Origin of the sequence: Polaribacter sp. L3A8 (assembly GCF_009796785.1) — a bacterium.
Lineage (GTDB): Bacteria > Bacteroidota > Bacteroidia > Flavobacteriales > Flavobacteriaceae > Polaribacter.
On the sequence record NZ_CP047026.1, the window covers coordinates 1,053,286 to 1,078,520 of the forward strand.

Here is a 25,235-nt window from a genome sequence, read left to right on the forward strand (position 1 = left end):
CAGTCTTTTCCAAATATATGTAATTATAATTTATTTTGTCATGGTAACAACACGTTGTGGTAAAGGTGCTTCGTAATTTGCATTACCAAGAGCTTCTACAATTTCTTGTCTTGTGTCCCAATAAACATCCCAATAGTTTTCACAATTTGCATATGGTAAAGCTAATAATTCTACACTATTAACACCTAAGTTATTTACAGCAACTCTTGGAGCACTTGCTCCTTCTTGTAATACATTTTTATCCTTTTTAAGAACATCTAAAACAATTTGTTTTGCTTTTGCAATATCCGAACCATATCTAATAGCAAACGGCATATCGATACGTAAGTTTCCTATTTTAGTTAAATTGGTTATTTTATTAGAAGTAATTGCCGAATTTGGAATAATTTCTGTTTCATTTTGAAACGTTTCTATAACCGTAACAAAAACAGAAATTTCTTTTACAAACCCAAAAGCTCCGTTTGTTTTAATTAAGTCTCCTACTTTAAAAGGTTTAAAAATAAGTAACATAATACCAGAAGCAATATGCCCCAAAGAACCATTAAAAGCTGCACCAATTGCTAAACCAACACCCGCTAATAAAGCTGCAAAAGAAGCCATCGGTAAACCTACAATACCTGCAATAGAAATAATTAATAATAGTTTTAAAATAAAACCAATAGTTGTTAGTAGAAATGGTTGTAAAGTTTCATCTAATTTTGTTTTTTCAAACGCTTTAGAGATTCCTTTCATAAGCATCCTAATAATCCAAAGTCCAATAATTAAAGCAGCAAGAGCTCCTATTAATTGAAGTCCCCAGTCTCCTAAACCTGAAGAAATTGAATTGTAAAAATTTTTTAAAGCTTCTGTTGTTGTTTCCATAATATTTTTTTTTAATTTTTTTGTTCTCAAAATTAAGACACTTTAATTTTTAAAAAGTCACTCTATAAAAATATTTGTGATAGATTTTTAAATAAGAAAATTAGAATATGTATCTTTGTAATACAATTATTTTTTATGAAATTATTATTTATAACTATAGGTTTATTAGCACTTGGCGTTGCTGGAATCGCTATTAAAATTTGGGCAAAAAAAGATGGTAAATTTGCAGGTACTTGTGCAAGTCAAAACCCAATGTTAAATAAAACAGGGGAGTCTTGTGGCTTTTGCGGAAAATCTCCTGAACAGTTTGAATCTTGTGCTGAACCACAACATAATTAATTCCTTTTTTTCTGAATGATTTTATCTGTACTCTTCTACTTATTTGTAGTCTTTACAGGAATTCAACTTACCTATTATTTTGTTTTTTCTTCATTTTTATTTGAAACTAAAAAAGATAAAAAAAAAGGTCTTGATATTCCTATTTCTGTAATTATTTGCGCAAAAAATGAAGCTGAAAATCTACAAAAATTTTTACCTTCTATTTTAAATCAAGAATATCCTAATTTCGAAGTTATTTTAATTGATGATGCCTCTTCTGATGAAACTTCAGAAATAATGTTATCATTTAAAGAGAAACACAGTAATATTAAAATTATTAGTGTAGAAAACATTGAAGCTTTTTGGGGAAATAAAAAATATGCACTTACTTTAGGTATTAAAGCTGCAAAAAACGAGCATCTATTATTTACAGATGCAGATTGCAAACCAGTATCTAAATATTGGATTTCTGAAATGTCTCAAAATTTCACTAAAGAAAAAACCATTATTTTAGGATATGGCAAATATAAAAAGGAAAAATCATTAGTAAACCTTTTTGTACGTTTCGAAACGTTGTTAACAGCCGTTCAGTATTTTAGTTACGCAAAATTAGGTGCCCCTTATATGGGGGTTGGTAGAAACTTGGCTTATCATAGATCAGAATTTTTTAATGTAAAAGGTTTTATAAACCACATGCATATTAAATCTGGAGATGATGATTTATTTATTCAAGATGCTGCTACCAAAGAAAACACCACCTTTTCAATTTCTAAAAAAAGTTTTACAGAATCATTAGCTCCAGAAAGTTTCACGGAGTGGTTTCAACAAAAAAGGAGACATATTTCTACAGCTAAACATTATAAAACGCAACACAAATTATTTTTAGGGTTGTTCTTTATTAGTAAAGTGTTCTTTTACCTTTTAGCAATTCCTTTATTTTTCTTGTATTCTTGGCAAATTATATTGCCCATATTTTTAACCTATTATTTAGTGCAATTTATTGTGATAGGCTTTTCTTCAAAAAAATTAAAAGAACCTACCATTACTTATTTCTTACCTTTTTTAGAAATAGGCTTGCTAATTTTCCAATTTTCGATATTTATCACTAATTTGTCTTCAAAACCAAATCATTGGAAATAAAGGATCCTAAACTTGAAATAAACATATCTAAAGCTAAAGGCGGCAATCAATCTGCATTTAGGTATCTATTAGATACTTTTTGGTCTGCTGTTTATAATTATCAATTAAAACGTACACAAAGCGAAAACGAGGCAGAAGATATTACAATTCAAACCTTTTCTAAAGCCTTTGATAAAATTAATACTTTTGATGAAAAATATGTTTTTAAGACTTGGTTAATTGCTATTTCTAAGAATGTTCATATCGATTTATTACGAAAAAAAAATATTTCTATCGCTGCAGATACATCTAAAGAGCAAGAAGAAAAAGCTTATTTAGTGGTTGATGAAAGCCCTACACCTGAAGACAAAATTATTACCGAACAAAATTTAGCAAAATTGTTAAGAGACATCAAACAATTAAAACCTAAATACCAAGAAGTTATTCAGTTGCGTTATTTTCAAGAATTATCTTACAAAGAAATTTCAGAACAAATTAACGAACCTATGAATAATGTAAAAGTAAAATTATTACGAGCAAAAAAATTATTAGCAGAGATCATTAAAAAATCTTAAGCTATGAAAAAATCCTTCTTACACTCTTTAGGACCAGGGTTATTATTTGCAGGCGCTGCTATAGGTGTTTCTCATTTAGTACAGTCTACTAGAGCTGGGGCAGAATTTGGCTTTGGTTTACTATGGGCATTGTTACTGGTACATATATTTAAATATCCTTTTTTTCAATTTGGACCACGTTATGCCGCTGCAACAGGAGAAACCCTACTAGAAGGTTATAAAAAATTAGGCAAAGGGGTTTTAATTGCATATTACATTCTAAATTTTGCTACAATGTTTACCATACAAGCTGCTGTAACGATTGTTACTGCAGGTTTGGCATCACAACTTTTTGGAATTACAGACGACTTAGTTTTATGGGCTACACTAATTATGTTTATCAGTTTAATATTTTTAGTGGTTGGTAAATATAAATTGTTAGATAATTTAATGAAAATCGTTATCATTATTTTAACCATTAGTACCATTCTAGCGGTAAATATTGCCCTTTTTAATACAAACGATACTTTTGATGTTACTCAGATTATACCATCTGGAGCCGTAGAGCTTACTTTTTTAATTGCTTTTTTAGGATGGATGCCAGCACCATTAGATGTTTCTATTTGGCATTCTATTTGGTCAGTAGAAAAAGACAAAACCAACGTTATAAAAACAAAAAGAACCGCTGCAGTTTTCGATTTTAATTTAGGGTATATTGCTACCTTATTTTTAGGAATTTGTTTTGTTCTTTTAGGGGCTCTTGTGATGTATAAATCTGGAGAAACTTTTTCTAATAAAGGAGGTGTTTTTGCATCTCAATTGATTTATTTATATACAAAAAACTTAGGTGAGTTCTCTTACCTATTTATTGCTATTGCTGCTTTTACAACCATGTTTAGCACCACGATTACAACAATGGACGCATCACCTAGAGCAATGAACAGAACTACAAAAATATTATTTAATAAGCAGTTAAAATATGGGTATTGGTTTTGGATTCTCTTCTTATTTGCTGGTACTTTTTTAATCTTAAAATATTTTATGGAGGATATGGGTTTACTTATAAAAATAGCCACTATTTTATCCTTTTTAACAGCTCCTTTTTACGCCATTTTAAACTACAAATTAATTACAGGTAAACATACTCCTAAAGAACATCAACCAGGTATTTATTTAAGAATCTTAAGTATTGTTGGTATTGTCTTCTTAATCGGATTTAGTATTTGGTTTTTAAGCAGTATTTCAAACTTTTCTTCGTAAATTTGTATTTCAATTTAGAAATAAAATGGCAATAGAATCTGTAATACTTCCAGAAAAACAAAAAAAACCCAAATGGCTACGTGTAAAATTACCTGTGGGTAAAAAATACACAGAATTAAGGTCTTTGGTAGATAAATATAAACTGAATACCATTTGTACAAGTGGAAGCTGTCCTAACATGGGAGAATGTTGGGGAGAAGGAACTGCTACATTTATGATCTTAGGAAATATCTGTACACGTTCTTGTGGTTTTTGTGGTGTAAAAACCGGAAGACCAGAAACCGTAGAATGGGATGAGCCAGAAAAAGTAGCCCGTTCTATAAAATTAATGAGCATAAAACATGCCGTTATAACTTCTGTAGATAGAGACGATCTAAAAGATGGTGGGTCTATTATTTGGGCAGAAACTGTGGATGCAATTCGTAGAGCAAACCCTAAAACAACTTTAGAAACTCTAATTCCAGATTTTCAAGGTAACACTAAACAAATAGATAGAGTTATAGAAGTGCATCCAGAAGTTGTTTCTCATAACATGGAAACTGTTAGAAGATTAAGTAGAGAAGTTAGAATTCAGGCAAAGTACGATAGAAGTTTAGGTGTATTAAAATACTTAAAAGAAAAAGGAATGCGTACTAAAACTGGTTTAATGCTTGGTTTAGGTGAAAAGGAAGAAGAAGTGATACAAACTATGAAAGATTTACGTGCAGTAAATTGTGATATTATTACAATTGGTCAGTATTTACAACCTTCTAAAAAACATTTACCTGTAAAAGAATTTATTACTCCAGATCAATTTAAAAAATACGAAACTTTAGGCTTAGAAATGGGCTTTATGTATGTAGAAAGTGGTGCGTTAGTTCGTTCTTCTTATAAAGCACATAAACATGCAGTATAACCCTTTTTAGTTGATAAAATTTTAGCTAAAAAATTAACATATCGGCATTAAAAAACAATAAAATACAACGATTCTCAATAGAGGGTCGTTTTTTTATTAAACAACTATAAAATGGTTAATAAATTATCATATTTATATTACCTATTTTATCTTTGCAGCCTACTTGAAAAGGCAAATTAAGAGCAACTTTTAATACTGCATTTATGCATGAATTATTTATAAAAAAACCATCTCAAATGAGATGGTTTTTTTATAACTTTTAATGATAAGAATTGCTTTAAATTTATCTTAAAACAGCGTCTAAATTCTTTTCGAAAGATTGCTGTAGTTTTTGCATAATCTTATCTATTTGTTTGTCTGCCAAAGTTTTTGTTTCGTCTTGTAATAAGAAACTAACTGCATACGATTTTTTGCCTTCAGGTAATTTATCACCTTCATAAACATCAAATAAATCTACCTCTTTTAATAGTTTTCTTTCAGATTGAAAAGCCAAATTATAAACCTCATTAAATGCAACTTTAGTATCTAATAATAATGCTAAATCACGTTTTACAGCCGGGAATTTAGAGTTTTCACTTACTTTAATGTTCTTGTTACCTACTAACGTTAAAATAGTATCCCAATTAAAATCAGCAAATAAAACCTCTTGTTTAATTCCGAATTCTTTTAAAACCGCACCTTTAACAACACCAAATTCTACTAATTTTATTTTTCCTAATCCTAAAGAAATTCCTTCAGAAAAAATATCTTCTTTTGTTGGTGAAGACTTTACTTTATCAATTCCTAATCTACCTAATAAAGAAGTTATAATACCTTTTAAATAAAAGAAATCAGAAGTTTTACTAGCAACACTCCAACTTTCTTTTGTTCTATTTCCGGTAACAAAAAGAGTTAAATGTTTATTCTCTTCATACTTTTCTCCATATTTATGATATGTTTTACCAAACTCATAAAACTGTAAAGAATTGTTTTTTCTATTGATGTTGTATGCTACAGATTCTAAACCACTAAATAATAAAGACTGACGTAATACTTTTAAATCGTTACTTAACGGATTTAACATCGCTACGTTGGCTTCTTCATTAATATTCTCTGACAACGCAGTGTATTCTGGTTTTGTTAAAGAATTTGCCATAGTTTCATTAAAACCTAAAGCACTTAATTGGTTTGCAATAACGTTTTCTATCTTTGTTTCTTTGTTAGAATCAAAAGAAATTGACGTATTTAATTTATGAGAAAATTCAATATTATTGTAACCATAAACTCTTAAGATCTCTTCTATAATATCTGCTTCACGCTGAACATCTGTTCTATAAGAAGGAATTGTTAATCCTAAACCTCCGTTAGTTTCACTGTTTATTTTAATTTCTAAAGAAGCTAAAATATTTTTAATTGTTTCTTTTGGAATCTCCTGCCCTATTAATCTATAAACATGCTCGTAAGACAAAAACACTTGAAAATCTTCTATTTTAACTGGATAAAAATCTGAAACATCAGATGCCAATTTACCACCTGCATATTCTTCTATTAATAAAGCAGCTCTTTTTAAAGCATACTCTGTAGTATTAATATCGATACCACGCTCAAAACGGAAAGATGCATCTGTATTTAAACCATGTCTTTTAGCCGTTTTACGAACGCTGACAGGATTAAAATAAGCACTTTCTAAAAAGATAGAAGTTGTATTGTTTGTAACACCAGATTTTAAACCTCCAAAAACACCACCTATACAAAGCGGATTAGAATCTGCATCACAAATCATAATATCTTCTGATGATAATTCTCTTTCAACTTCATCTAAAGTGGTAAACTTTGTACCTTGCGCTAAGGTTTTTACCAAAATTTTATTCCCTTTTATTTTCTGAGCATCAAAAGCGTGTAAAGGTTGCCCTAGTTCGTGCAACACATAATTTGTAATATCTACAATGTTATTTTTAGGTGTTAAACCAATCGCTTTTAATCTATTTTGTATCCATTCTGGAGAATCTTTTACCTCTACATCTGTAATGGTAATTCCACAATAACGAGGAACTAATTCTTTATTTTCTACTTCTACATCTACACGAAGTGTTCTTTCATCTACATGAAAATTACTAACAGAAGGAGATATCAATTCTAATTTAAGATCTTTTTGAATTAATCCGGCACGTAAATCTCTTGCTACACCAAAATGGCTCATTGCATCAGATCTATTAGGTGTTAACCCAATTTCGAAAATATAATCTGTTTCAATTTTAAAAACTTCTGCAGCTGGTGTTCCTACTTTTAATTTTTTATCTAAAACAAGAATTCCATCATGACCTTTACCTAAACCTAATTCGTCTTCGGCACAAATCATTCCATGACTTTCTTCTCCTCTAATTTTTCCTTTCTTAATTTTAAAACCATCACCTTTATCGTCATATAAAGTAGTTCCAATAGTAGCTACAGGTACTTTTTGTCCTGCTGCAACATTAGGTGCACCACAAACAATTTGTACAGGCTCTCCAGAACCTAAATCTACAGTAGTAACTTTTAGTCTATCTGCGTTTGGGTGTTGTATACAAGTTAATACTTTACCTACAACAATTCCTTTTAAACTTCCTTTAATCGATTCTTTGGTTTCAATTCCTTCCACCTCTAATCCTAAATCGGTTAACAATTCTCCTGTTTTAATAGGTTCCCAATCTACCTGTAAAAATTGTTGTAACCAATTGTATGATATTTTCATGTTCTTCTCTAGGTTTGTTAGCTGCAAATTTACTTAAAATCTCGTTTTTATTATCCTTTTTCATTTTAAAAACGAAAAAATATTTTTAACAATTTTAAAATAAATACCTTTGTACTCTTAATCATTAATAATGTTACAGAAAATACCGAATTACATCAAATACATTTTTACAAATGTTTTATTTTTATTTCTATATATCCTTTTTTTTAGAATTCTTTTTTATCAGTTTTTTGCCCAATTAGACCAAGTTTCTTCTTCTGAAATTCAAAAAGCATTTTGGTTAGGTATTCGTTTTGATTTAAAGTTGGCTGTACTTACTTTTTTCCCTTTAGCAGGTTTAATTTTAATTGTTAATTATCAATTTTTTAAAAAGAAAATTTACAAAAAAATTGCAAACCTTTATTTAATTTTAAGTTATTTAATACTAACATTATTTTTTCTTTTTGATTTTGGCTATTATGATTATTTAAGTATCCGATTAGATGCTTCTTCACTTCGTTTTCTAAGCGATTTAAAAATATCTAGTCAGGTTTTAGTTGAAAGTTATCCTATTTATAAAGGAATTTTAGGGTTGTTATTGCTTTGTTTTATTATTTACAAATTATCAAAATTTATATATAGCGCTTATACAAATCAGACAAACATCCTTTCTAAAAAAATTAAAACGATCTATTTTATTAGTACTGTTTTGCTTTTATCTTACGGAATTTACAGCAGCATAACTCATTATCCTTTACGTTGGAGTCAAGCTTTTTTTTCTAAAAAAAACCAAGTAAATCAATTTGCTTTAAATCCGGTTTTATACTTTTTTGATAGTTTTGCTTATCGTAATGAAGGTATAGACATGAAAACATTTAAGGACTATTACCCTGTAATGGCCAACTATTTAAACCTACCTAAAGACCACGTATCCTTTGAAAGAAAGGTTGTTTTTGATGCTACTTATACTAAAAAACCAAATGTAGTAATTGTAATGATGGAATCTGTTGGTGTGAAACCAATGAGTTATTTTGGAAGCCCTATTAGTAGTACTCCAAAAATGGATTCTATTATTAAAAAAAGTTTGGTTTTTTCTAACTTCTATGTTCATAAATCTGGAACAGCACCTAGTGTTTTTGCAAGTGTTACTGGTCTACCAGATATAGATGGTGTAAGAACCGCTTCTAGAAACCCATTAATTCAGGACCAACGTATTATTTTTGATCAATTTAAAGGATATGAAAAACTGTACTTTTTAGGCGGAAGTGCCAATTGGGCAAATATTAGAAGTGTTTTTCAATCGAACATAAAAGGCTTAAAAATATTTGAAGAAGGAAGTTACAACACAGAAAAAAGAGCAGACGTTTGGGGAATAGATGATTATGAATTATTTAAAGAATCTAATAAAAAATTAGAGAAATTAACTAAAGAAAATAAACCGTTTATAGCCTACATACAAACTGCATCTAACCACATGCCTTTTACAGTGCCTGATGTACAAGAAAGTTATAAACCTTTAAATAAAAAAGAGGTTAGTGATGCCTTGTTAGAAAAATCTGGTTTTAAATCTATAGCACAATTAAATGCTTTAAGGTATTTAGATTTTAATATTGGAAAATTCTTAGAGAGAGCTAAAGAATCTGGTTATTATGACAATACAATTTTTGCTTTTTTTGGCGATCATAATACAGCCATGAAAAGAACAGAGAATTTTACCAAAGAGTACGATTTAAACATTCAATTACAACATGTACCTTTCTTTATAAATGCACCTAAATTTGTTAAAACAGGTACAATGACTAAGAATGGAAAATTAATAGATTTGTTTCCAACCATTGCTAGTTTAGCTAAAGTAAATCATACAAATTATACTCTTGGTAATAATTTACTAGATTCTCTTCCTAAAAAAACAGCTTCTTTTGTTTATCTTAAAAGTAAAGGAGAACCTACTGTTGGTTTAATTCAAGATAGCTTATATTACTCTAAAACCAATATTAGTAAAACAACTGGTTTGTATAATTTAAATACTAAAGAGGTAAAAGATATAAAAAATGAATATCCTAGTAAGGCAAAGAAAATGGATAGCTTATTAACTGCCTATTACCACGCTACAAAATATTTATACTTAAATAATAAAAAAAAGAAACAGTAAATTTTATTTTCTGTTGATTAACAATAAACAATTTTAACAAAGCTAAATTATTAATACTAAAAGTAATTTGGCTTTATTTAAAATAGTTTCAGAATTAAGAACTAACCTTAATTTTAATTTAAGAAAGTTATCTTTTAACTTACTGGACAAACAGCTTTTTATCTACCTTCTTAAAAAAGAAGTAATAGATATTTGCAAAAGTAACTCCTACAATAATTCCTACAGAAATATCAATAGGAAAATGTACGCCTAAATACAACCTACTATAAGCAAATACTAGTGGCCAAAATAAGATAAAGTAGATGTACTTGTATTTATCTCTTAAAAGCAGTACCACAAAGACAGAGAAAAAAGTAGATGTTGTTGCGTGACCAGACATAAAACTATAACTCTGAGGTTTAATTAGAGTTCTTAATAAGTGTTTTATTTCTGGGTCATTATTCGGACGTAAACGTTCTACCGAATTTTTTATAAGGTTTGTAAATTGGTCTGAAAAAGCTACCAATAAAATCATGGAAAGTATCATAACTCCACCACGTTTCCAACCAAAAGCCTTAATGGTTACATAAAAAATAAAAATAAACAATGGGCTCCAATAAAGTTGATTGGTAATTACCAACCAAAGCGGATCCCATTGTTCACTTCCTAAACTGTTTAGAAAAACTAATAAATTCTTATCTAAATGTATAATTTTTTCTAACAAATTATTTTCCAATTTTTAAAACTTCTATTTCAAAAACTAAGTCTGATTTTGCAGGAAAAGGACCATATTTTTCTTCTCCATACCCTAAATAGTAAGGTATAAATAAACGAACCTTTTCTCCTTCACGCATCGTTAAGACACCTTCTTTAAAACCAGCAATCATAGGTCTTTGAGCATCATCTAACTGACACACAAAAGGAGCTGCATTAGTATCTGAAGTAGATTGAATTTTTTTACCATCTGCCGTATACAATGTATAATTTATAGACAATGGTTTATTATCAACTATTTTTTTACCAGAAGTTTTCTTTAATTTTAAAATTCGAAGTCCAGAAGATGTTTTTACAGCTTTGGCCTCATCCATTTTGGATAAAAAAGCAGCTTTTTCAACTAAATAATTCGCATATCTAGCTTTTTCTAATTCTTCTTCTGCTTTTTTATGATCTTTTTCTGAATTTTCAAATTTCACCAATTCAGCATCAAAAACATTTGCAGCATTAAAGTTATTGGCTTTAGCTCCTAGTTTAATAATCTTTACAGTTAAAATAGTATCTTTTTGTACAATACTATTTACAACAGCCATTCTTGTAGAGTCTATTGCTTTTTTTAACTGTAAAGAATCTTTAATTTTACTTTTTAATTCTTTTAACTGAACAGAATTTATAACAGTTTTACCAAATACGGTATGTTTACCATCTAAATGAGGTATTACTTTGTGTGTTATAAAAAACTGAGTGTTATTAGTGGTTGGTCCCGCATTTGCCATAGAAAGAATACCTTTATCATTATGTCTGTACATTAAATTTCCATCTTCACTCTTTGGAAATTCATCACCAAAAACATAACCTGCATCTTTTCTACCATTTGCCGTAAAGCCACCACCTTGAATTACAAAATTATCTACAACTCTATGAAAAATAATACCTTCATAAAAGTCTTTCCCTTTTAAAGAATCTACCAACTTACTATTTGTTCCTTCTACAAGAGAAACAAAATTTGCAACTGTCATCGGTACGTCTTCTGCATATAATTCTACTAAAATTTCTCCTTTATTGGTTAAAATTTCAGCATAAACACCATCATTAAGTTCTTTGTACTTGACTGGCGTTGTTTTACATGCTGTTAATAAAACAACAAATGCAACTAAGTATATTAAATTCTTCATCAATGGTATTATTATTTAATTTCTAACAATTCTACTTCAAAAATTAATGTAGAAAATGGCTTAATATCTGCACCTTTTTCTTGTGCTCCATAAGCTAATTCTTGAGGAATGAAGAATTTGTATTTAGAACCTACATTCATTAATTGTACACCTTCTGTCCAACCTTTAATAACTTGGTTTAAACCAAATTCTGCTGGCGTTCCTCTATCAACAGAGCTATCAAAAACTTTACCCTCTAAATTAGTACCATGATAATGAACTTTTACTTTAGCAGTTGGTCCTGCTGGTTTATCTCCTGTACCTTCTTTTAAAATAATGTATTGTAAACCACTATCTGTAGTTACCACACCGTCTTTAGTTTTATTTTCTGCTAAAAAAGCTTCTCCTGCTATTTTGTTTTCTCCAAAATTAGCTTCTGCTGCTTTAGCTGCTTTTTCTTGCTGCTCTTTCATTTGCTCAGCTTGTTTCTTTTGAAAATAAGGGCTTATTACTTTCTGAATATCTTTAATATCTATTAATAAATTAGTAGAATCTAAACCATTTTTAATTGCTTGTGTTAAAATATCTTGATTAACTTCTTTAAAACCTTGTTTTAATTGACTAGACATTGTTAAACCAATAGCATAACTAACAGAATCTATTTCTGTTTCTAAAGATTTTACTTCTTTTACTTGATTTCCACAAGAAACCATAGATGCTACAACTGCAATTGCTAAAATACTTTTTATTACTTTCATTTTTAATTATTTATATTGATTAATGTTACTGTACTTTTTATTGATTGATTAATTTCTATCCTATTACCATCACCAGAAAGACCAAAAGCATTATATGATGGAATGACAAATGTAATGGTTTCTCCAATTTTCATCAACTTTATTCCTGATTGAAGGGCAGAAATAAAATCTTCTTTATCTACTTTATAGTCTTTTATGCCTAATTCTTTTTTACTATAAATTACAGTTCCTTGTAAATCAGTAATATTATATGCTATAGTTACTGTATTTCCTGCTTTAGGAGTTGGTGTATTTTCTTCTATTTTATTAACATAAGTGTACCAAAATCCGTTAGGAGAAACTTTATAAGTGTTTGTAGAATCTTTTCTAATTGCCGATAAAATTTTTTCTTCTTCAATTTTATTCAACCTAATAGATTGATTGATCGTTTCTTTTAAAATAGTGGTAGAAGGTTTCACCATAATAGGCCTTCTTGGTGCTGCCTTTTTAGAGCAACCAAAACACAAAAGAACAATACATATTAAAAAATTAATTTTCATAAGAAGCTTCTAATTCTTTTTGATATTCTGGTAATAAAGTAACAAACTTAGTTACTGTTTCTTCTATTGATACATCAGATTTTCCTCCTGCAGCATTGTCATGCCCTCCTCCAGAAAAATGTTTTCTAGAAAACTGATTTACAGAAAAATTTCCTTTAGATCTAAAAGAAATTTTTACAACTCCTTGATCGTTATCTTCTATAAAAATAGCCGCAAAAATGATTCCTTTTAAAGAAAGCGCATAATTAACAACCCCCTCTGTATCTCCTTTTTGAAAATCGAAACGCTTTTTGTCTTCAGAAGTTAAAGTAATGTATGCTGTTTTATAGGTCGGTAAAATTTGTAAATTACTTAATCCTTGTCCTAATAATAATAACCTGTTATAAGAATTAGTATCATACACTTTATTGTGTATTTTATCATTTTCTGCTCCTTTATCAATTAAAGAAGCTATAATTCTATGCGTAGTACTTGTGGTAGATCTAAAACGAAAAGAACCTGTATCTGTCATAATACCTGTATATAAACAAGTAGCAATATCTGCATCAATTAAATCTAAATCATTATTTAATTCTATAAATTGATACACCATTTGACATGTAGAACAAATAGTAACATCAGAATACATGTATTTTACATCATCTGGTTGTTGATGATGGTCTATCATTGCAAAGTCGTTTGGGTATTTTTCTAACGTTTTTTGCATGTCAGAACCTACTCTATGCAATGCATTAAAATCTAATAAAAAGATGATGTCTGATGCATTTATTGCTTTTTGAGACTGGCTATTTTGCCAATCGAAGCGATACGTTGTATCTGAGCCTGGTAACCAATGTAAAAATTCTGGATATTCATTAGGCACAACAACAGTTGCATTGTGTCCTTTTTTATCTAAATAATGTTTTAATGCCAAGGTAGACCCCATAGCATCACCATCTGGGTTTCTATGCCCTACGATTACAATATTTCTTGATTGATCAAGAAAACTTATTAAGCTTTCAAATCCTTTTAAAATCATAAGTGGCGAATATACAATTTAATAGCATTTTTCAAAATAAATTTTATCTTACATTTATGTTAAACTTAAACAAATTAATCTTCAAAATCCTCATACAAACAAACTATCTTAAAGCTGTTATTATTCTAATTTATTGTTCGCTTATAAAAGACATCAACCTAAAAAAGGCTTTTAGGATAAGAAATTAAAAAGAACATGTACGATTTATTTATTTTTGGTTGTGATAAATTTTATTTCCCATAAAATAGGGTGAAATAAAAAAAGAATAAGAAACAACAAGAATTGTTACAATTCTAACCTTAACTTGTGGTTTACATTAAAAAATGTACTTTTGCCAAAATTTTAAAAAATAAAATGGCAACAAACAGAACATTTACCATGCTTAAACCAGATGCTGTAGAAAACGGACATACTGGCGCTATATTAGAAAAAATTAATGCTGCAGGATTTAGAATTGTAGCAGTTAAGAAAACTCAAATGACCAAAGCTGATGCTGAAACTTTTTATGCAGTGCATAATGAGCGTCCGTTTTTTGGAGAATTAGTTGAGTTTATGACACGTGGACCAATTGTGGCTGCAATCTTAGAAAAAGAAAATGCTGTAGAAGATTTTAGAACTTTAATAGGTGCTACAAATCCTGCGGATGCTGCTGAAGGAACTATTAGAAAAATGTATGCTACTTCTATGGGAGAAAATGCAGTACATGGTTCTGATTCTGATGAAAATGCAGAAATTGAAGGAAACTTTCACTTTTCTGGAAGAGAGCAGTTTTAATACGGAACAAGAATTTTAGTAATTCTTAGTCTAAGAATATATTTTGCAAAAACTCGTAACTTAATCGTTACGAGTTTTTTTTTAATTATTTTTATAATGCAAACATTGTTGTATTACAAGAAATTGCGTTTAAAGTGAACGGCTATTTTCCTTAAGAAAATAGGAGTTTACAAAAAAGCGACTACTTTTAAATTTAATTAAATGTAGCTTTTTTTATATGGTATTGTGCGACGTACTTTTTACTTTAAAAATCCTTCACCTTTCAATTCATTCAATTCCTTTTCGTTAAAATGGTCTAAAATTAAATTCATTTTATCCTTATTCGCTTTTTTGTTATAAACCCAACCATATAATTTTCTCATATTTTTTTTTATAATCAAACCATTTTCCAGTTGGATTTAATTTTTCATTATATCTAAAATTTTTCCACTTTTTAATTTTATCAATTGTTGTTTCAGGTTTTTCCCATTTCCTGATGTCGCCAAATTTTATTTCCCAAACACTATTTAGTTTCTTTCTATTTTGTTCTTTTACTAATTCCTTTTTGGGTAAAATATAAGCATTGAATCTAGTAATATATTTCTGTTTATTCGGTTTTTTATCTGTTGAAAGTTGCAATGTAAACTTCTCTAAATAATCCTCAGGGTTTTTACTGTGCATTTTAAAATTGACTCCTAAGCTTTCAATTTTTCTAATTAATTCAAGATTTTGTTTTCTTTTAGCTGATACTAAAAAAGTTCCTAAATTTTTATTATTGTATTTAAAACGATGGTTTACTTGAATTTCAACATTTTCATTAATTGCATTTTCCAATAATACAAGCCATTCATTTTCCTTTTGTTTTCTTTTGGATTCCATTCTGGAAAGGTAAAGATTATTATATAATTAAATTTCGATTTTTTTGAGGCATTTACCACGTTTAACACCCCCCCCCCTTAACAAACAACACTTTAAATACTTTTTGTTTACAAATAGAATATGATAAAGCTACATTAAGGCTGTAAAAAAGAGTGAAAAAAGCCTGAAGGACAGGTTTTTAGTTTTCGTATTAATATCTTCAAAAAAAGAATCACACACTAAAATCGTTCTTTTCTTCTTCAAAACTTTCAAACTCTATAAAATCTGAGAGTTGTATTTCTTTTTCAGTTTTAAATTTTATTACTCGTAGTTTTGGGTAGTATTTTAAAATTGTTAAATCTCGTTCTATTAAAGACTTTTTTATTTTACCGTATGTAATTTCTGATTTTAAGATTGCAAAGTAAATCATAACTATTATAGTATCTGTATTAAACCATTTCCAATATCTCTATATTTTGAACTTGCAACTGGTTTTGCATAATTTTCCAAAATCTCCCAGATTTCTTTTGCAGACATAGTAGGAAATTTCTCCATATACAAAGCTGCCAAACCAGTAACATGAGGAGTAGCCATACTTGTTCCGTTCATCATTTTATAAGGTGTAGAATGACTTATCTTTTTAGGGTAGCTACTATAAACACCAACACCTGGGGCACAGACATTAATATTACCTCCATTTGCAGCATTGATTCCTCCATTAGAAAATGAAGCAATATTCATTTGACTATCAATTGCTGCAACAGCCATAAAAGAGTTAGAATTTGCAGGTGCAGAAACAGGTTTCGGTAATAAGGGTCTTTTGCTATCGTTTCCTGCAGCTGCAATAAGCAAACAATTTTGCTCTAAAGCTTTATTCCCTATAGATTCAAATAAAGGAGAAGGCATTTCATTAATACCTACAGGAGAAGCCAAAGAGAGAGAAACTACTTGAAATTTTTTAGCAATTGCCCAATCTATTGCATCAATAATTCCGGATGTAGTACCTTTTCCGTTTTTAGATAAAACTTTTCCAATTTTTAAATTACAATCTTTTGCAATTCCATAACGTTTGCCATTTTCTAGGCGCAAATTTCCGGCGGCAACACCAGTACAATGCGTACCGTGCCCAAAAGTATCTACATTCCAATCTTCACCTTCTACAAAAGATTTTCCTTCTATTTCTCTACCTAAAAAATCTGGATGAGTAACATCAAAACCAGTGTCTAAAATACAAACATTTATACCTTTTCCAGAAAATTGTGTATGGTCTACTCCAATCGCTTTCAACCCCCATTCATAACCTGTAAGTACTTTTTGTGGTAAAGATTTATTTAAAATAAAATCTTCTAATTCTGCTATTTTTACAGAGAAATCTTCTGCTTTTAATTTTAATTCTTTAAGCAATTCTAATTCTGTTGCTGGAAAAAAACTTCTTTCTTTCTCATAGTAAACAATGGGGCTTTTTTCGTTTTTAATGGAAGCATTTAGCTGATCTACATCTAAATTATCTACAACCATCACCCCTAAATTTTGATAAAGAACAGCATTTTTTTCATCAATAATATTAAAAGATCTATTGTCTTTAGATAATTCTTCGGAAGGGAAAAAACTGACAGAAAACTCTTTTTCTACTTTTTTTAATGTAGATTTATCTTGCTTATTAAGCATTACAATATATTTTTCTGTTGCCATTATTTTTATTTTTTAAGTATTTATTTTTGCCAAATTCTTTTCAAACAAAAGATAAATATCCTCTGCAAGTAATGTCATTCTTAATTTTTTATTTATCCCTGCAATGCTTTCGTTTTGCTTAATAATCAGATTCCAATACACTTCAATTTTAGTAATGGTATTTAGTTCTGCTATTTTTGCATCATCCATAATATTGTTTTGAATAAGCATCAAAATAAGATTAGAAACAAGTTCTTCTCCTTCTTCTAATTTCACTTTTTCTTTATTCATTAACTCCATCAATATTTCAAATATAGATTCTGTTGCACTAAAAGAAAAACCCCAATACATCTCTCTTCTTCCCGTTTGTATTTTCTCCATTTTAACAGGATTAAATCCTTTTTTTACAGTAAAAACAGAATTTACTATTTTCAGGATTTCAGATTCTACAGTTGTGTTTCCACTGGTTTGAAAATAAGACAAAAGCGTTTGGGTAAACTCGTCGAAACGACGTTCAAACTCAAAACTCCTATTTCCTAAAAGAGTCTGAATTTTATTGAAATCTTTTAAGAACCCCTGATAGATTTCTACTTTATGATGAATAAATTCTTGCATTAGTCAAAAGTTATTTCTTCTATTTCTTTACCATCTTTGTCTGTAAAGGTTACAATTCTGATGGCTTCTTCTTCCATTTCTACATGTAGATTAATAATAAGCTTGTCTTTATCATCAGAACTACCCGTATTTGGATCGATATAGATATTATTAAGTTTAGAATTTACAAGGTTATATCTACTACTTATAGACTCTGAAAGTATTTTTGCTAAAGCATCATTAGCTTCTTCATTCTCTTCAGCCTGCGGTTTAAAAACTTTTAAATTGAGCGATTTTATTTGCGGAGAGAGATCTACTTTTTTAATTTCGGTCGTAAAATTCTTTACATACTTTTGGTCTTTGTTTTCCAAACTTTTGAAGAGCGTCTGAAAATCTTTATTTTTTAAATCTTTTTCTTCTAGTAAAGAAATTTTTAAATCTTTGGTTTTATTAGACTCAATGATTTTATTATTTACATCCTTTAAAAAAACTTCTGGCTCGTATTTAAAATTGTATTTAGAATCTGCATCTATATCTGTAATTTTTACAGGAATATCCATTTTTACAGTTCGCATTGCATATCTAGGCACTTTAAAATATTTTAAATAGCTGTGCTTTGCATATTCTTTTGCAACAAGTACAGCATTTTCATCTGCTGCTTTTCGTGCCTGAATTATCTCACTATTAAGATAATCCAGGTAATCTGATAATTTGATCATGATTTACATTTTTATTCTGACATTAGTCCTAAAACTTTTGCAAGTCCTGCTGGCATTTCATCATTGGTTGCTTTTACCTTTACTCCCAAAGAATATTCTTTTTCTACTTTTATACCGGTACTAGAGGTTCTTTTATAAGATACATCTACCTTAAATTTTACCGGACCAAAACCGCCAGAAGCTCCTGCACTTACACCAAACTCACTACCAACTTCTTTTGTGTAAGTAGAATTCAATTTTACGTTAAAATCTATTTCACAAGTTTCTATTCTAAAACTAGGCACATTTAAAAGCGCTATAAATGGAACAATAATTTCTGTATCTGTAGGGATATTTTTTAGATTAGAGGGGCCTTCTGGTGCTTCACTATCAAAATCTGGGTTTGGCACATTTTTTTTGTATTTAAATTCTGCCATTCTTAATTTTCTATCATTTCCCTCTCCTTCAAAACCAACTGAATTGATAAAAGAAACAGTACTTACCGAAGCATTAGATTGTGCTTTTACACAAGCATCTAATGGACCACCAATAATGGTTGCAAAATCTATGCTTCCTAATTCTGCTGCAAAATCTGCGTCTGCTGCTCCTGCTGCATCAAAGGTCATTTCATCTTTTTGCATTTGCCCAAAAACACCTGCCATAACTGTTGTAGAGGCATTAGCTAAAGAGTTTTCCCATTTAGCATCGTACTTTTTATTAAATGTAGAAATAATATCTAAAATTTCTTTTTTAGTTAACTCTTCTAATTCCGAAGGAGCAATTCCACTTATTTTTTCATAAACAGAAGGTGTTAATAATTGTTCTACACCAGATAGAATCTCTATTAATTGAGACTTCGTTTTTTTCGATTGATCTTTTTCTAAAATTTCTTTTAAAGTTTTCATAGTTACAGTTTTATTAGTTATACTTTTTGTGGTAGCAAATGTACAACTAGATATACCCTGACCTTTAAGGGTTATAACTACAATAAGAAGAGGAAAACACCCTTTTTAAAAATTAAAATAAATGAGCTGAATCTAAGGATATAAACTATCAATAGAAATTACTTAATTATATTAATGCAAAATATTCGGCAATTAAAACGAAAAATCATTAAAGTATTGAGTAGGTTTATAGTCATGAAGATAAATTCAATAACTTATTTTTTATGATTTTTAATAGTATTTAACAAGAGCCTTTAATGGATATATAATAAAAAGTGTTAGAGATTTCATTTTTAAACAACAAAAAAGGCAATAAAAAACACAGAGTATAATTAATTCTTTTTTACCCACTGAGTTGAAAATCATTTTAATCTGTGGTTTCTTTTAACCTATTTAACGTCACCAAAAATAATTACTTATGACACCACACTAATAAAGTTATAAAACTACATCAACACCACTTTAGAAATCAGATCATCACCTATTTCTTCATTCATCATTTTTACAATTTTATCTTTACCATAACTTAACTCTTCTCTTAAAACAGAAGAATTTAAGTTAACCACCAAGGTTTTATTTTGCAATTTCACAGAAGTTGTATGAGTAGCAACTCCAGGTCCCATCATTTTATTCCAAGTTTCTTCTATCTTTATTTTTTGCATTCCCTTAGTCAAGTTGTTTTCCTTGATAAAAAATTGCATTAAATTTTTTACTGAAAATGAATCGTTTTCTCTTTTTGCCATTACTGTTTTAGATTGTTGGATTGTTGGGTTGTTGGATTGTTGGATTGTTGGATATTTTATACTTATTACTGTGAAACTATAGAAAATCTACAACTTAAAAATCTGATATTCTTTACTACCCTGTTTTAAGATATTTTCTGTTCTTTCAAAATGAGTGTCTGTTATAAATATTTGTCCAAATTCATCATTATTTACCAAATCTATAATTTGAGACACCCTATTTTCATCTAATTTATCAAAAATATCATCTAATAATAAGATAGGAATCACTTTAGATTGTTGTTTGATAAACTCAAACTGCGCCAATTTTAATGCAATTAAATACGATTTTTGCTGTCCTTGAGACCCGAATTTTTTAATCGGGTATTCTCCAATATCAAAACTTAAATCATCTTTATGTATCCCCGATGTTGTATACTGTATAATCTTATCTTTTACCAAAGATTTTTGCAACAAGTCTTTCATTTCAAAATCATGCAACTGGCTCTTATAAGCTAAATTAACAAGTTCTTTATCACCAGAAATTATCTGATATTTTTCATTAAAGATCGGAATAAACTCTTCTAAAAACTGTTTTCTAACTTCGTATATTCGAGTACCAAATTCAGAGAGTTGTTCATCATAAACACTTAAGTTTAAAGCATCAAAAGTTCTATTGGCCGCAAAATACTTTAACAATGCGTTTCTTTGAGAAAGCACTTTGTTATAAGACAATAAATCTTTTAGATAGGTTTTGTTTTGTTGAGAAATAACGCCGTCTATAAATTTTCTTCTTGTATCACTTCCTTCGGTAACCAAATCTCTATCTGCAGGCGAGATAATAACCAAAGGTAACTGACCGATGTGTTCAGAAAACTTCTCGTAACTTTTTCCGTTTCTTTTTAAAACCTTCTTTTGACCTTTTTTAAGACTACAAACTATTTTTTCGCTTCTATCATTTAAAAGGTAATCTCCTTCTATCATAAAAAACCCTTCTCCATGCCTAATATTCTGAACAGCGACAGCATTAAAGTAACTTTTTGTAAAAGATAAGTAATAAATAGCGTCTAACACATTGGTTTTACCAATGCCATTATTGCCCACAAAACAATTTATTTTCTGCTGAAAATCAAAAGATTGCGACTCAATGTTTTTAAAATTAAGCAAAGAAATTTTCTGTAAATACATGAATAGAATTTGATATTATAAAGGTTTTGCAAATTATTGAAAATTTAGGGAATTATCCGCTTTTAAAATCCAATTAAAAAAACTATTTTTGTCGCCACTAATTTTTAAGAAAAACATGGCTACATACAAGAAGAAATATAAAGCAGAAGGTAAAAAAGAAGAAAATCAAGTTGATGAATCTGAATTTGAAACAGCAGGAGTATTAAATACTTTAGAAGAGACTGCCTCTAAATCTGAACAATGGATTGAGAAAAACAACAAACCTTTGTTCTTTGCTTTGATAGCAGTTGTTGTTATCTTTTTAGGATACTTAGGTTATAACAAATATGTAGTAGAACCAAATGAATTAGAAGCTTCTAATGAATTGGCTTTTCCTAGAAAATATTTTAATGAAGCTTCAACTGCTGGTTCTGGAATTGACTCTTTATTAACGTTAGGTTTAGAAGGTGCAGATGGAAAATATGGTTTCTTAGACATTGCAGACTCATTTAGTGGTACAGATGCGGGTAATTTAGCAAACTATTACGCAGGTGTTTCTTACTTACAAATGAAGAAATATGACAAAGCAATTGAATTTTTGAGTAAATTTAATTCTGATGATGAAATGCTAGGACCTGTTTCTATAGGATCAATAGGAGATGCTTTTGCAGACATTAATCAATTAGATGATGCTTTAGACTATTATGAAAAAGCTGCTAATAAAAAGAATAATGATTTTACATCACCTTTATATTTATTTAAAGCAGGACAAACTGCTATGGAGTTAAAGAACTTTAGTAAAGCAGAATCATTATTTACAAAAATTAAAGAAAACTATTCTAAATCTGATCAAGGTAGAGATATAGAAAAATATATAGCAGCAGCTAAATACGCTAACTAAAATAGTTCGCAGTAAAAACAGTAGCAGTTAGCAGTAAATAACTGACTGAAGGCTGCTACTAAAAATTAAAAAAAATGGCTACAACCAATTTATCTATTTACGATAAAGCAACAATCCCAAATGCGAAACCTTTTCGATTTGGGATTGTTGTTTCTGAATGGAATCCAGAAATTACAAAGAATTTACAAAAAGGTGCAATTGAAACTTTATTAGATTGCGGTGCTACAAAAGAAAACATAATTTCTTGGGATGTTCCTGGGAGTTTTGAACTCGTTTATGGTTGCAAAAAAATGATTGCCTCTCAACAAGTTGATGCTATTATTGCTATTGGAAATGTAATACAAGGAGAAACAAAACATTTCGATTTTGTTTGTGAAGGTGTTACCCAAGGTATTGTAGATCTAAATGTAAAATACGATGTTCCTGTAATTTTTTGTGTATTAACAGATAATACAAAACAACAATCTTTAGATAGGTCTGGCGGTAAGTTAGGTAACAAAGGAACCGAATGTGCTGTGGCTGCCATAAAGATGGCTGCTCTTAAAAATATTGATACCACTTCTGAAAGTATTGGTTATTAAAAGACAGCTAATTCTGTACACGTAATTTTAAGATTGTATAATTATTAGTACCTAAGATTAATTTAAAAAACATCCTACAAGGTTATATAACCTTGTAGGATGTTTTTTAAACCGCTAAAATTTTAAGAATACTTTTAACAGGTTTCTTTGAGAGATTAAGTATAATTCTGTAAATTTGAAACACTTATACCTTTGGTACAATTGTTGATTTTTTCTAAATCTTTATGAACCAAAAACTATAAAACTATGGGATTCTTAAAACGTACACATAATAAATTTGATTACCAACCTCGCTATTACAAAGGAGAAGGAAATCCTTATAAAATTGAACACAAACTAGATCAATTTAGAAAAACTGCTGGTAAAAATAAAGGTATTAAAGGTAAATTCGGTGACGCTATTGATGACTTAAAAAACTCAGATAAAGGCGTAAATAAAACACTTTTTATCATCATCGCAATTTTAGTCCTTGTATTTTTATACATCATAGATTTCGATTTATCTATTTTCAAGAGAAATTAATGTCTGATATTATTCAACTATTACCAGATCATGTTGCAAACCAAATTGCTGCAGGAGAAGTCGTTCAACGTCCTGCTTCTGTTGTAAAAGAGTTATTAGAAAATGCAATTGATGCTGGAGCAACCAACATAAAATTATTATTAAAAGACGCCGGTAAAACGTTAATTCAAGTAATTGATGACGGAAAAGGAATGAGCGCTACAGATGCAAGAATGTCTTTTGAGCGTCATGCAACTTCTAAAATACAGAAAGCAGAAGACTTGTTTAACCTTTGCACAAAAGGTTTTAGAGGAGAAGCTTTAGCGTCTATTGCTGCCATTGCACATGTAGAATTAAAAACAAAGCAAGACAATGAAGAATTGGGTACTTCTATCAAAATTGAAGGAAGTAAAATTGTATCACAAGATTTTATTTCTACCAATAAAGGAACAAGTATTGCTGTAAAAAACTTGTTTTATAATATCCCTGCAAGAAGAAACTTCTTAAAATCGGATACTGTAGAAACCCGTCATATTATTGATGAATTTCAAAGAGTTGCCTTAGCGCACCCAACAATTTCTTTTTTAATGCATCATAATAACAATGAAGTCTATCATTTAAAAGGAAGCAATTTAAGAAAGCGTATTGTAAGTGTTTTTGGTACTAAAATGAATGAAAAATTAGTTCCTATAAACGAGCAAACAGACATTGTTGGTATAGAAGGTTTTGTTGCAAAACCAGAATTTTCTAAAAGAAAAAGAGGCGAACAATTCTTTTTTGTAAACGATCGTTTTATAAAAAGTTCGTATTTAAACCATGCCGTTGTAAATGCTTTTGATGGTTTGCTAGAACAGGGTTCGCATCCTTCTTATTTCCTATACTTAACAGTGCCTGCAAACACTATAGACATTAACATTCATCCTACAAAAACAGAAATAAAGTTTGATAATGAAAAGGCTTTGTATGCAATGTTAAGAGCCACTGTAAAACATAGTTTAGGGCAATATAATGTAGCGCCTCTTTTAGATTTTAATAGAGATGCTAACTTAGACACACCGTATCATTTAAACACAAAAACAACATCAACAAAAACGCCTAGAATTTCTGTTGATCCGGATTTTAATCCGTTTAAAGAAGAAGCTACAAAACAAATTCACACACCGTTTAAAAGAGAACCACAAACAGAAAGTTGGGAATCTCTATACACTTCTGTGGCCATTACGGATGAAGAAAAACAGTCTGAATTATTTGACAATCAGCAAGAAATAAAAACGCAAAAAACATTTCAAATTCAGCGTAAATATTTACTAAGTTCTATAAAATCTGGTGTGGTTTTAATTAATCAATCATTAGCGCATCAGCGTATTTTGTATGAAGAGTTTTTAGAAAGTATTACTGTAAAAGAAGCTAACAGTCAGCAATTATTGTTTCCTGTTAAAATTTCTTACTCATCCGCAGAAATAGAAATGATTTACACGATAAAAACCGAATTAGAAAATGCTGGTTTTTCTTTTGATGAATTTACAAAAGACAGTGTTACTATAAAAGGAATTCCGGTTTCGGTTACAGAAAGTAAAATAACTATTATATTAGAAGAGTTATTAAGTGATATCGATTTAGAAGTACCCGGTGCAAGTTTTAGTCATTTTGATGTAATGGCAAAATCATTTGCTAAAACATTATCTATAAAAACAGGTACACAACTCTCTGAAAAAGAACAAGAAGGTTTGGTAAATGATTTATTTTCTTGCAAAGAACCTACCGTTTCTCCTTTTGGAAAACCCGTTTTTAAAACACTAACATTAAACGAAATAGATAATCTATTTAACAGTTAA

General features: G+C 29.4%; 26 protein-coding genes. 11 read left to right on the forward strand and 15 right to left on the reverse strand.

From position 1 onward, the window contains the following. Positions 1-30: 30 nt before the first annotated feature. Entirely contained in the window at positions 31-861 is an 831-nt protein-coding gene (locus tag GQR92_RS04025; protein WP_158837915.1) for a mechanosensitive ion channel family protein, read from the reverse strand. Between the two features lie 135 nt (positions 862-996). Here GQR92_RS04025 and GQR92_RS04030 point away from each other — a divergent pair, with 135 nt between their 5' ends. Genes GQR92_RS04030 through lipA form a run of 5 tightly spaced genes read left to right on the forward strand, consistent with a single transcriptional unit; the run spans position 997 to position 5,007 of the window. Continuing rightward, positions 997-1,200 carry a membrane or secreted protein gene (locus tag GQR92_RS04030; protein WP_158837916.1) on the forward strand — a complete coding sequence of 68 codons (204 nt, stop codon included), beginning with the start codon at positions 997-999 and terminating at the stop codon, positions 1,198-1,200. Positions 1,201-1,215: 15 nt separating this feature from the next. Next, positions 1,216-2,319 carry a glycosyltransferase gene (locus tag GQR92_RS04035; protein WP_199269179.1) on the forward strand — a complete coding sequence of 368 codons (1,104 nt, stop codon included), beginning with the start codon at positions 1,216-1,218 and terminating at the stop codon, positions 2,317-2,319. Beyond that, on the forward strand, positions 2,310-2,873 hold the full coding sequence (locus GQR92_RS04040; protein ID WP_158837917.1) for an RNA polymerase sigma factor: 564 nt from the start codon (positions 2,310-2,312) through the stop codon (positions 2,871-2,873). The genes GQR92_RS04035 and GQR92_RS04040 overlap by 10 nt, the downstream gene beginning before the upstream one ends. A gap of 3 nt (positions 2,874-2,876) precedes the next feature. Beyond that, on the forward strand, positions 2,877-4,112 hold the full coding sequence (locus GQR92_RS04045) for an Nramp family divalent metal transporter (protein WP_158837918.1): 1,236 nt from the start codon (positions 2,877-2,879) through the stop codon (positions 4,110-4,112). A 25-nt stretch (positions 4,113-4,137) separates the two neighbouring features. Continuing rightward, positions 4,138-5,007, forward strand: a complete 870-nt coding sequence (gene lipA, locus GQR92_RS04050) for a lipoyl synthase (protein WP_158837919.1) — start codon at positions 4,138-4,140, stop codon at positions 5,005-5,007. Between the two features lie 283 nt (positions 5,008-5,290). Here the strand turns inward: lipA and pheT are convergent, their stop codons facing one another. Beyond that, complete coding sequence (pheT, locus tag GQR92_RS04055; protein WP_158837920.1) at positions 5,291-7,717, reverse strand: phenylalanine--tRNA ligase subunit beta; 2,427 nt, start codon at positions 7,715-7,717, stop codon at positions 5,291-5,293. Positions 7,718-7,847: 130 nt separating this feature from the next. On the opposite strand from pheT, the gene GQR92_RS04060 reads away from it, so the two are divergent. Continuing rightward, positions 7,848-9,848, forward strand: coding sequence for an LTA synthase family protein (locus GQR92_RS04060; RefSeq protein ID WP_158837921.1), 2,001 nt, complete (start codon positions 7,848-7,850; stop codon positions 9,846-9,848). Positions 9,849-9,987: 139 nt separating this feature from the next. Here GQR92_RS04060 and GQR92_RS04065 read toward each other — a convergent pair whose 3' ends face one another. The 5 genes from GQR92_RS04065 to GQR92_RS04085 are packed head-to-tail and all read right to left on the reverse strand — an operon-like array spanning position 9,988 to position 14,010. Continuing rightward, positions 9,988-10,563 carry a phosphatase PAP2 family protein gene (locus tag GQR92_RS04065; RefSeq protein WP_158837922.1) on the reverse strand — a complete coding sequence of 192 codons (576 nt, stop codon included), beginning with the start codon at positions 10,561-10,563 and terminating at the stop codon, positions 9,988-9,990. Further along, entirely contained in the window at positions 10,553-11,716 is a 1,164-nt protein-coding gene (locus GQR92_RS04070) for a peptidylprolyl isomerase (RefSeq protein WP_158837923.1), read from the reverse strand. Before GQR92_RS04070 ends, GQR92_RS04065 begins: the two co-directional genes overlap by 11 nt. An 11-nt stretch (positions 11,717-11,727) precedes the next feature. After that, the gene (locus tag GQR92_RS04075) at positions 11,728-12,453 is read right to left on the reverse strand and encodes an FKBP-type peptidyl-prolyl cis-trans isomerase (protein ID WP_158837924.1); all 726 of its coding nucleotides are present in this window, start codon (positions 12,451-12,453) and stop codon (positions 11,728-11,730) included. A gap of 2 nt (positions 12,454-12,455) precedes the next feature. Beyond that, positions 12,456-12,992 (reverse strand): gliding motility-associated peptidyl-prolyl isomerase GldI, encoded by a 537-nt coding sequence (gene gldI, locus GQR92_RS04080; RefSeq protein ID WP_158837925.1) that lies wholly within the window; start codon positions 12,990-12,992, stop codon positions 12,456-12,458. Continuing rightward, the gene (locus tag GQR92_RS04085; protein WP_158837926.1) at positions 12,982-14,010 is read right to left on the reverse strand and encodes a DHH family phosphoesterase; all 1,029 of its coding nucleotides are present in this window, start codon (positions 14,008-14,010) and stop codon (positions 12,982-12,984) included. The genes gldI and GQR92_RS04085 overlap by 11 nt, the downstream gene beginning before the upstream one ends. A gap of 354 nt (positions 14,011-14,364) precedes the next feature. Between GQR92_RS04085 and GQR92_RS04090 the strand changes: the two genes are divergently transcribed. Next, a complete protein-coding gene (locus GQR92_RS04090) occupies positions 14,365-14,784 on the forward strand; it encodes a nucleoside-diphosphate kinase (protein WP_158837927.1) in 420 nt (139 codons plus the stop codon). Positions 14,785-15,117: 333 nt separating this feature from the next. Here GQR92_RS04090 and GQR92_RS04095 read toward each other — a convergent pair whose 3' ends face one another. From GQR92_RS04095 to recF, 8 genes are all read right to left on the reverse strand, one after another. Beyond that, positions 15,118-15,642: a hypothetical protein gene (locus GQR92_RS04095; protein WP_158837928.1), complete on the reverse strand. Its 525-nt coding sequence runs from the start codon at positions 15,640-15,642 to the stop codon at positions 15,118-15,120. A 211-nt stretch (positions 15,643-15,853) separates the two neighbouring features. After that, positions 15,854-16,051 (reverse strand): hypothetical protein, encoded by a 198-nt coding sequence (locus GQR92_RS04100; RefSeq protein ID WP_158837929.1) that lies wholly within the window; start codon positions 16,049-16,051, stop codon positions 15,854-15,856. 5 nt (positions 16,052-16,056) lie between these two features. Beyond that, positions 16,057-17,313, reverse strand: a complete 1,257-nt coding sequence (locus GQR92_RS04105; RefSeq protein ID WP_158837930.1) for a S8 family peptidase — start codon at positions 17,311-17,313, stop codon at positions 16,057-16,059. Between the two features lie 12 nt (positions 17,314-17,325). After that, on the reverse strand, positions 17,326-17,907 hold the full coding sequence (locus GQR92_RS04110) for a hypothetical protein (RefSeq protein WP_158837931.1): 582 nt from the start codon (positions 17,905-17,907) through the stop codon (positions 17,326-17,328). Then, complete coding sequence (locus GQR92_RS04115) at positions 17,907-18,605, reverse strand: hypothetical protein (RefSeq protein WP_158837932.1); 699 nt, start codon at positions 18,603-18,605, stop codon at positions 17,907-17,909. The genes GQR92_RS04110 and GQR92_RS04115 overlap by 1 nt, the downstream gene beginning before the upstream one ends. Positions 18,606-18,616: 11 nt before the next feature. Continuing rightward, positions 18,617-19,489: a DUF2589 domain-containing protein gene (locus GQR92_RS04120; protein WP_158837933.1), complete on the reverse strand. Its 873-nt coding sequence runs from the start codon at positions 19,487-19,489 to the stop codon at positions 18,617-18,619. A 485-nt stretch (positions 19,490-19,974) separates the two neighbouring features. After that, complete coding sequence (locus GQR92_RS04125) at positions 19,975-20,271, reverse strand: DUF721 domain-containing protein (protein WP_158837934.1); 297 nt, start codon at positions 20,269-20,271, stop codon at positions 19,975-19,977. Between the two features lie 87 nt (positions 20,272-20,358). Then, on the reverse strand, positions 20,359-21,438 hold the full coding sequence (gene recF, locus GQR92_RS04130; protein ID WP_158837935.1) for a DNA replication/repair protein RecF: 1,080 nt from the start codon (positions 21,436-21,438) through the stop codon (positions 20,359-20,361). 88 nt (positions 21,439-21,526) lie between these two features. On the opposite strand from recF, the gene GQR92_RS04135 reads away from it, so the two are divergent. From GQR92_RS04135 to mutL, 4 genes are all read left to right on the forward strand, one after another. Continuing rightward, the gene (locus GQR92_RS04135) at positions 21,527-22,318 is read left to right on the forward strand and encodes a tetratricopeptide repeat protein (RefSeq protein WP_233270000.1); all 792 of its coding nucleotides are present in this window, start codon (positions 21,527-21,529) and stop codon (positions 22,316-22,318) included. Between the two features lie 74 nt (positions 22,319-22,392). Continuing rightward, positions 22,393-22,899 carry a 6,7-dimethyl-8-ribityllumazine synthase gene (ribH, locus tag GQR92_RS04140; protein WP_158837936.1) on the forward strand — a complete coding sequence of 169 codons (507 nt, stop codon included), beginning with the start codon at positions 22,393-22,395 and terminating at the stop codon, positions 22,897-22,899. A gap of 246 nt (positions 22,900-23,145) precedes the next feature. Next, complete coding sequence (locus GQR92_RS04145) at positions 23,146-23,421, forward strand: riboflavin synthase subunit beta (RefSeq protein ID WP_158837937.1); 276 nt, start codon at positions 23,146-23,148, stop codon at positions 23,419-23,421. Beyond that, the gene (gene mutL / locus GQR92_RS04150) at positions 23,421-25,235 is read left to right on the forward strand and encodes a DNA mismatch repair endonuclease MutL (RefSeq protein ID WP_158837938.1); all 1,815 of its coding nucleotides are present in this window, start codon (positions 23,421-23,423) and stop codon (positions 25,233-25,235) included. Before GQR92_RS04145 ends, mutL begins: the two co-directional genes overlap by 1 nt.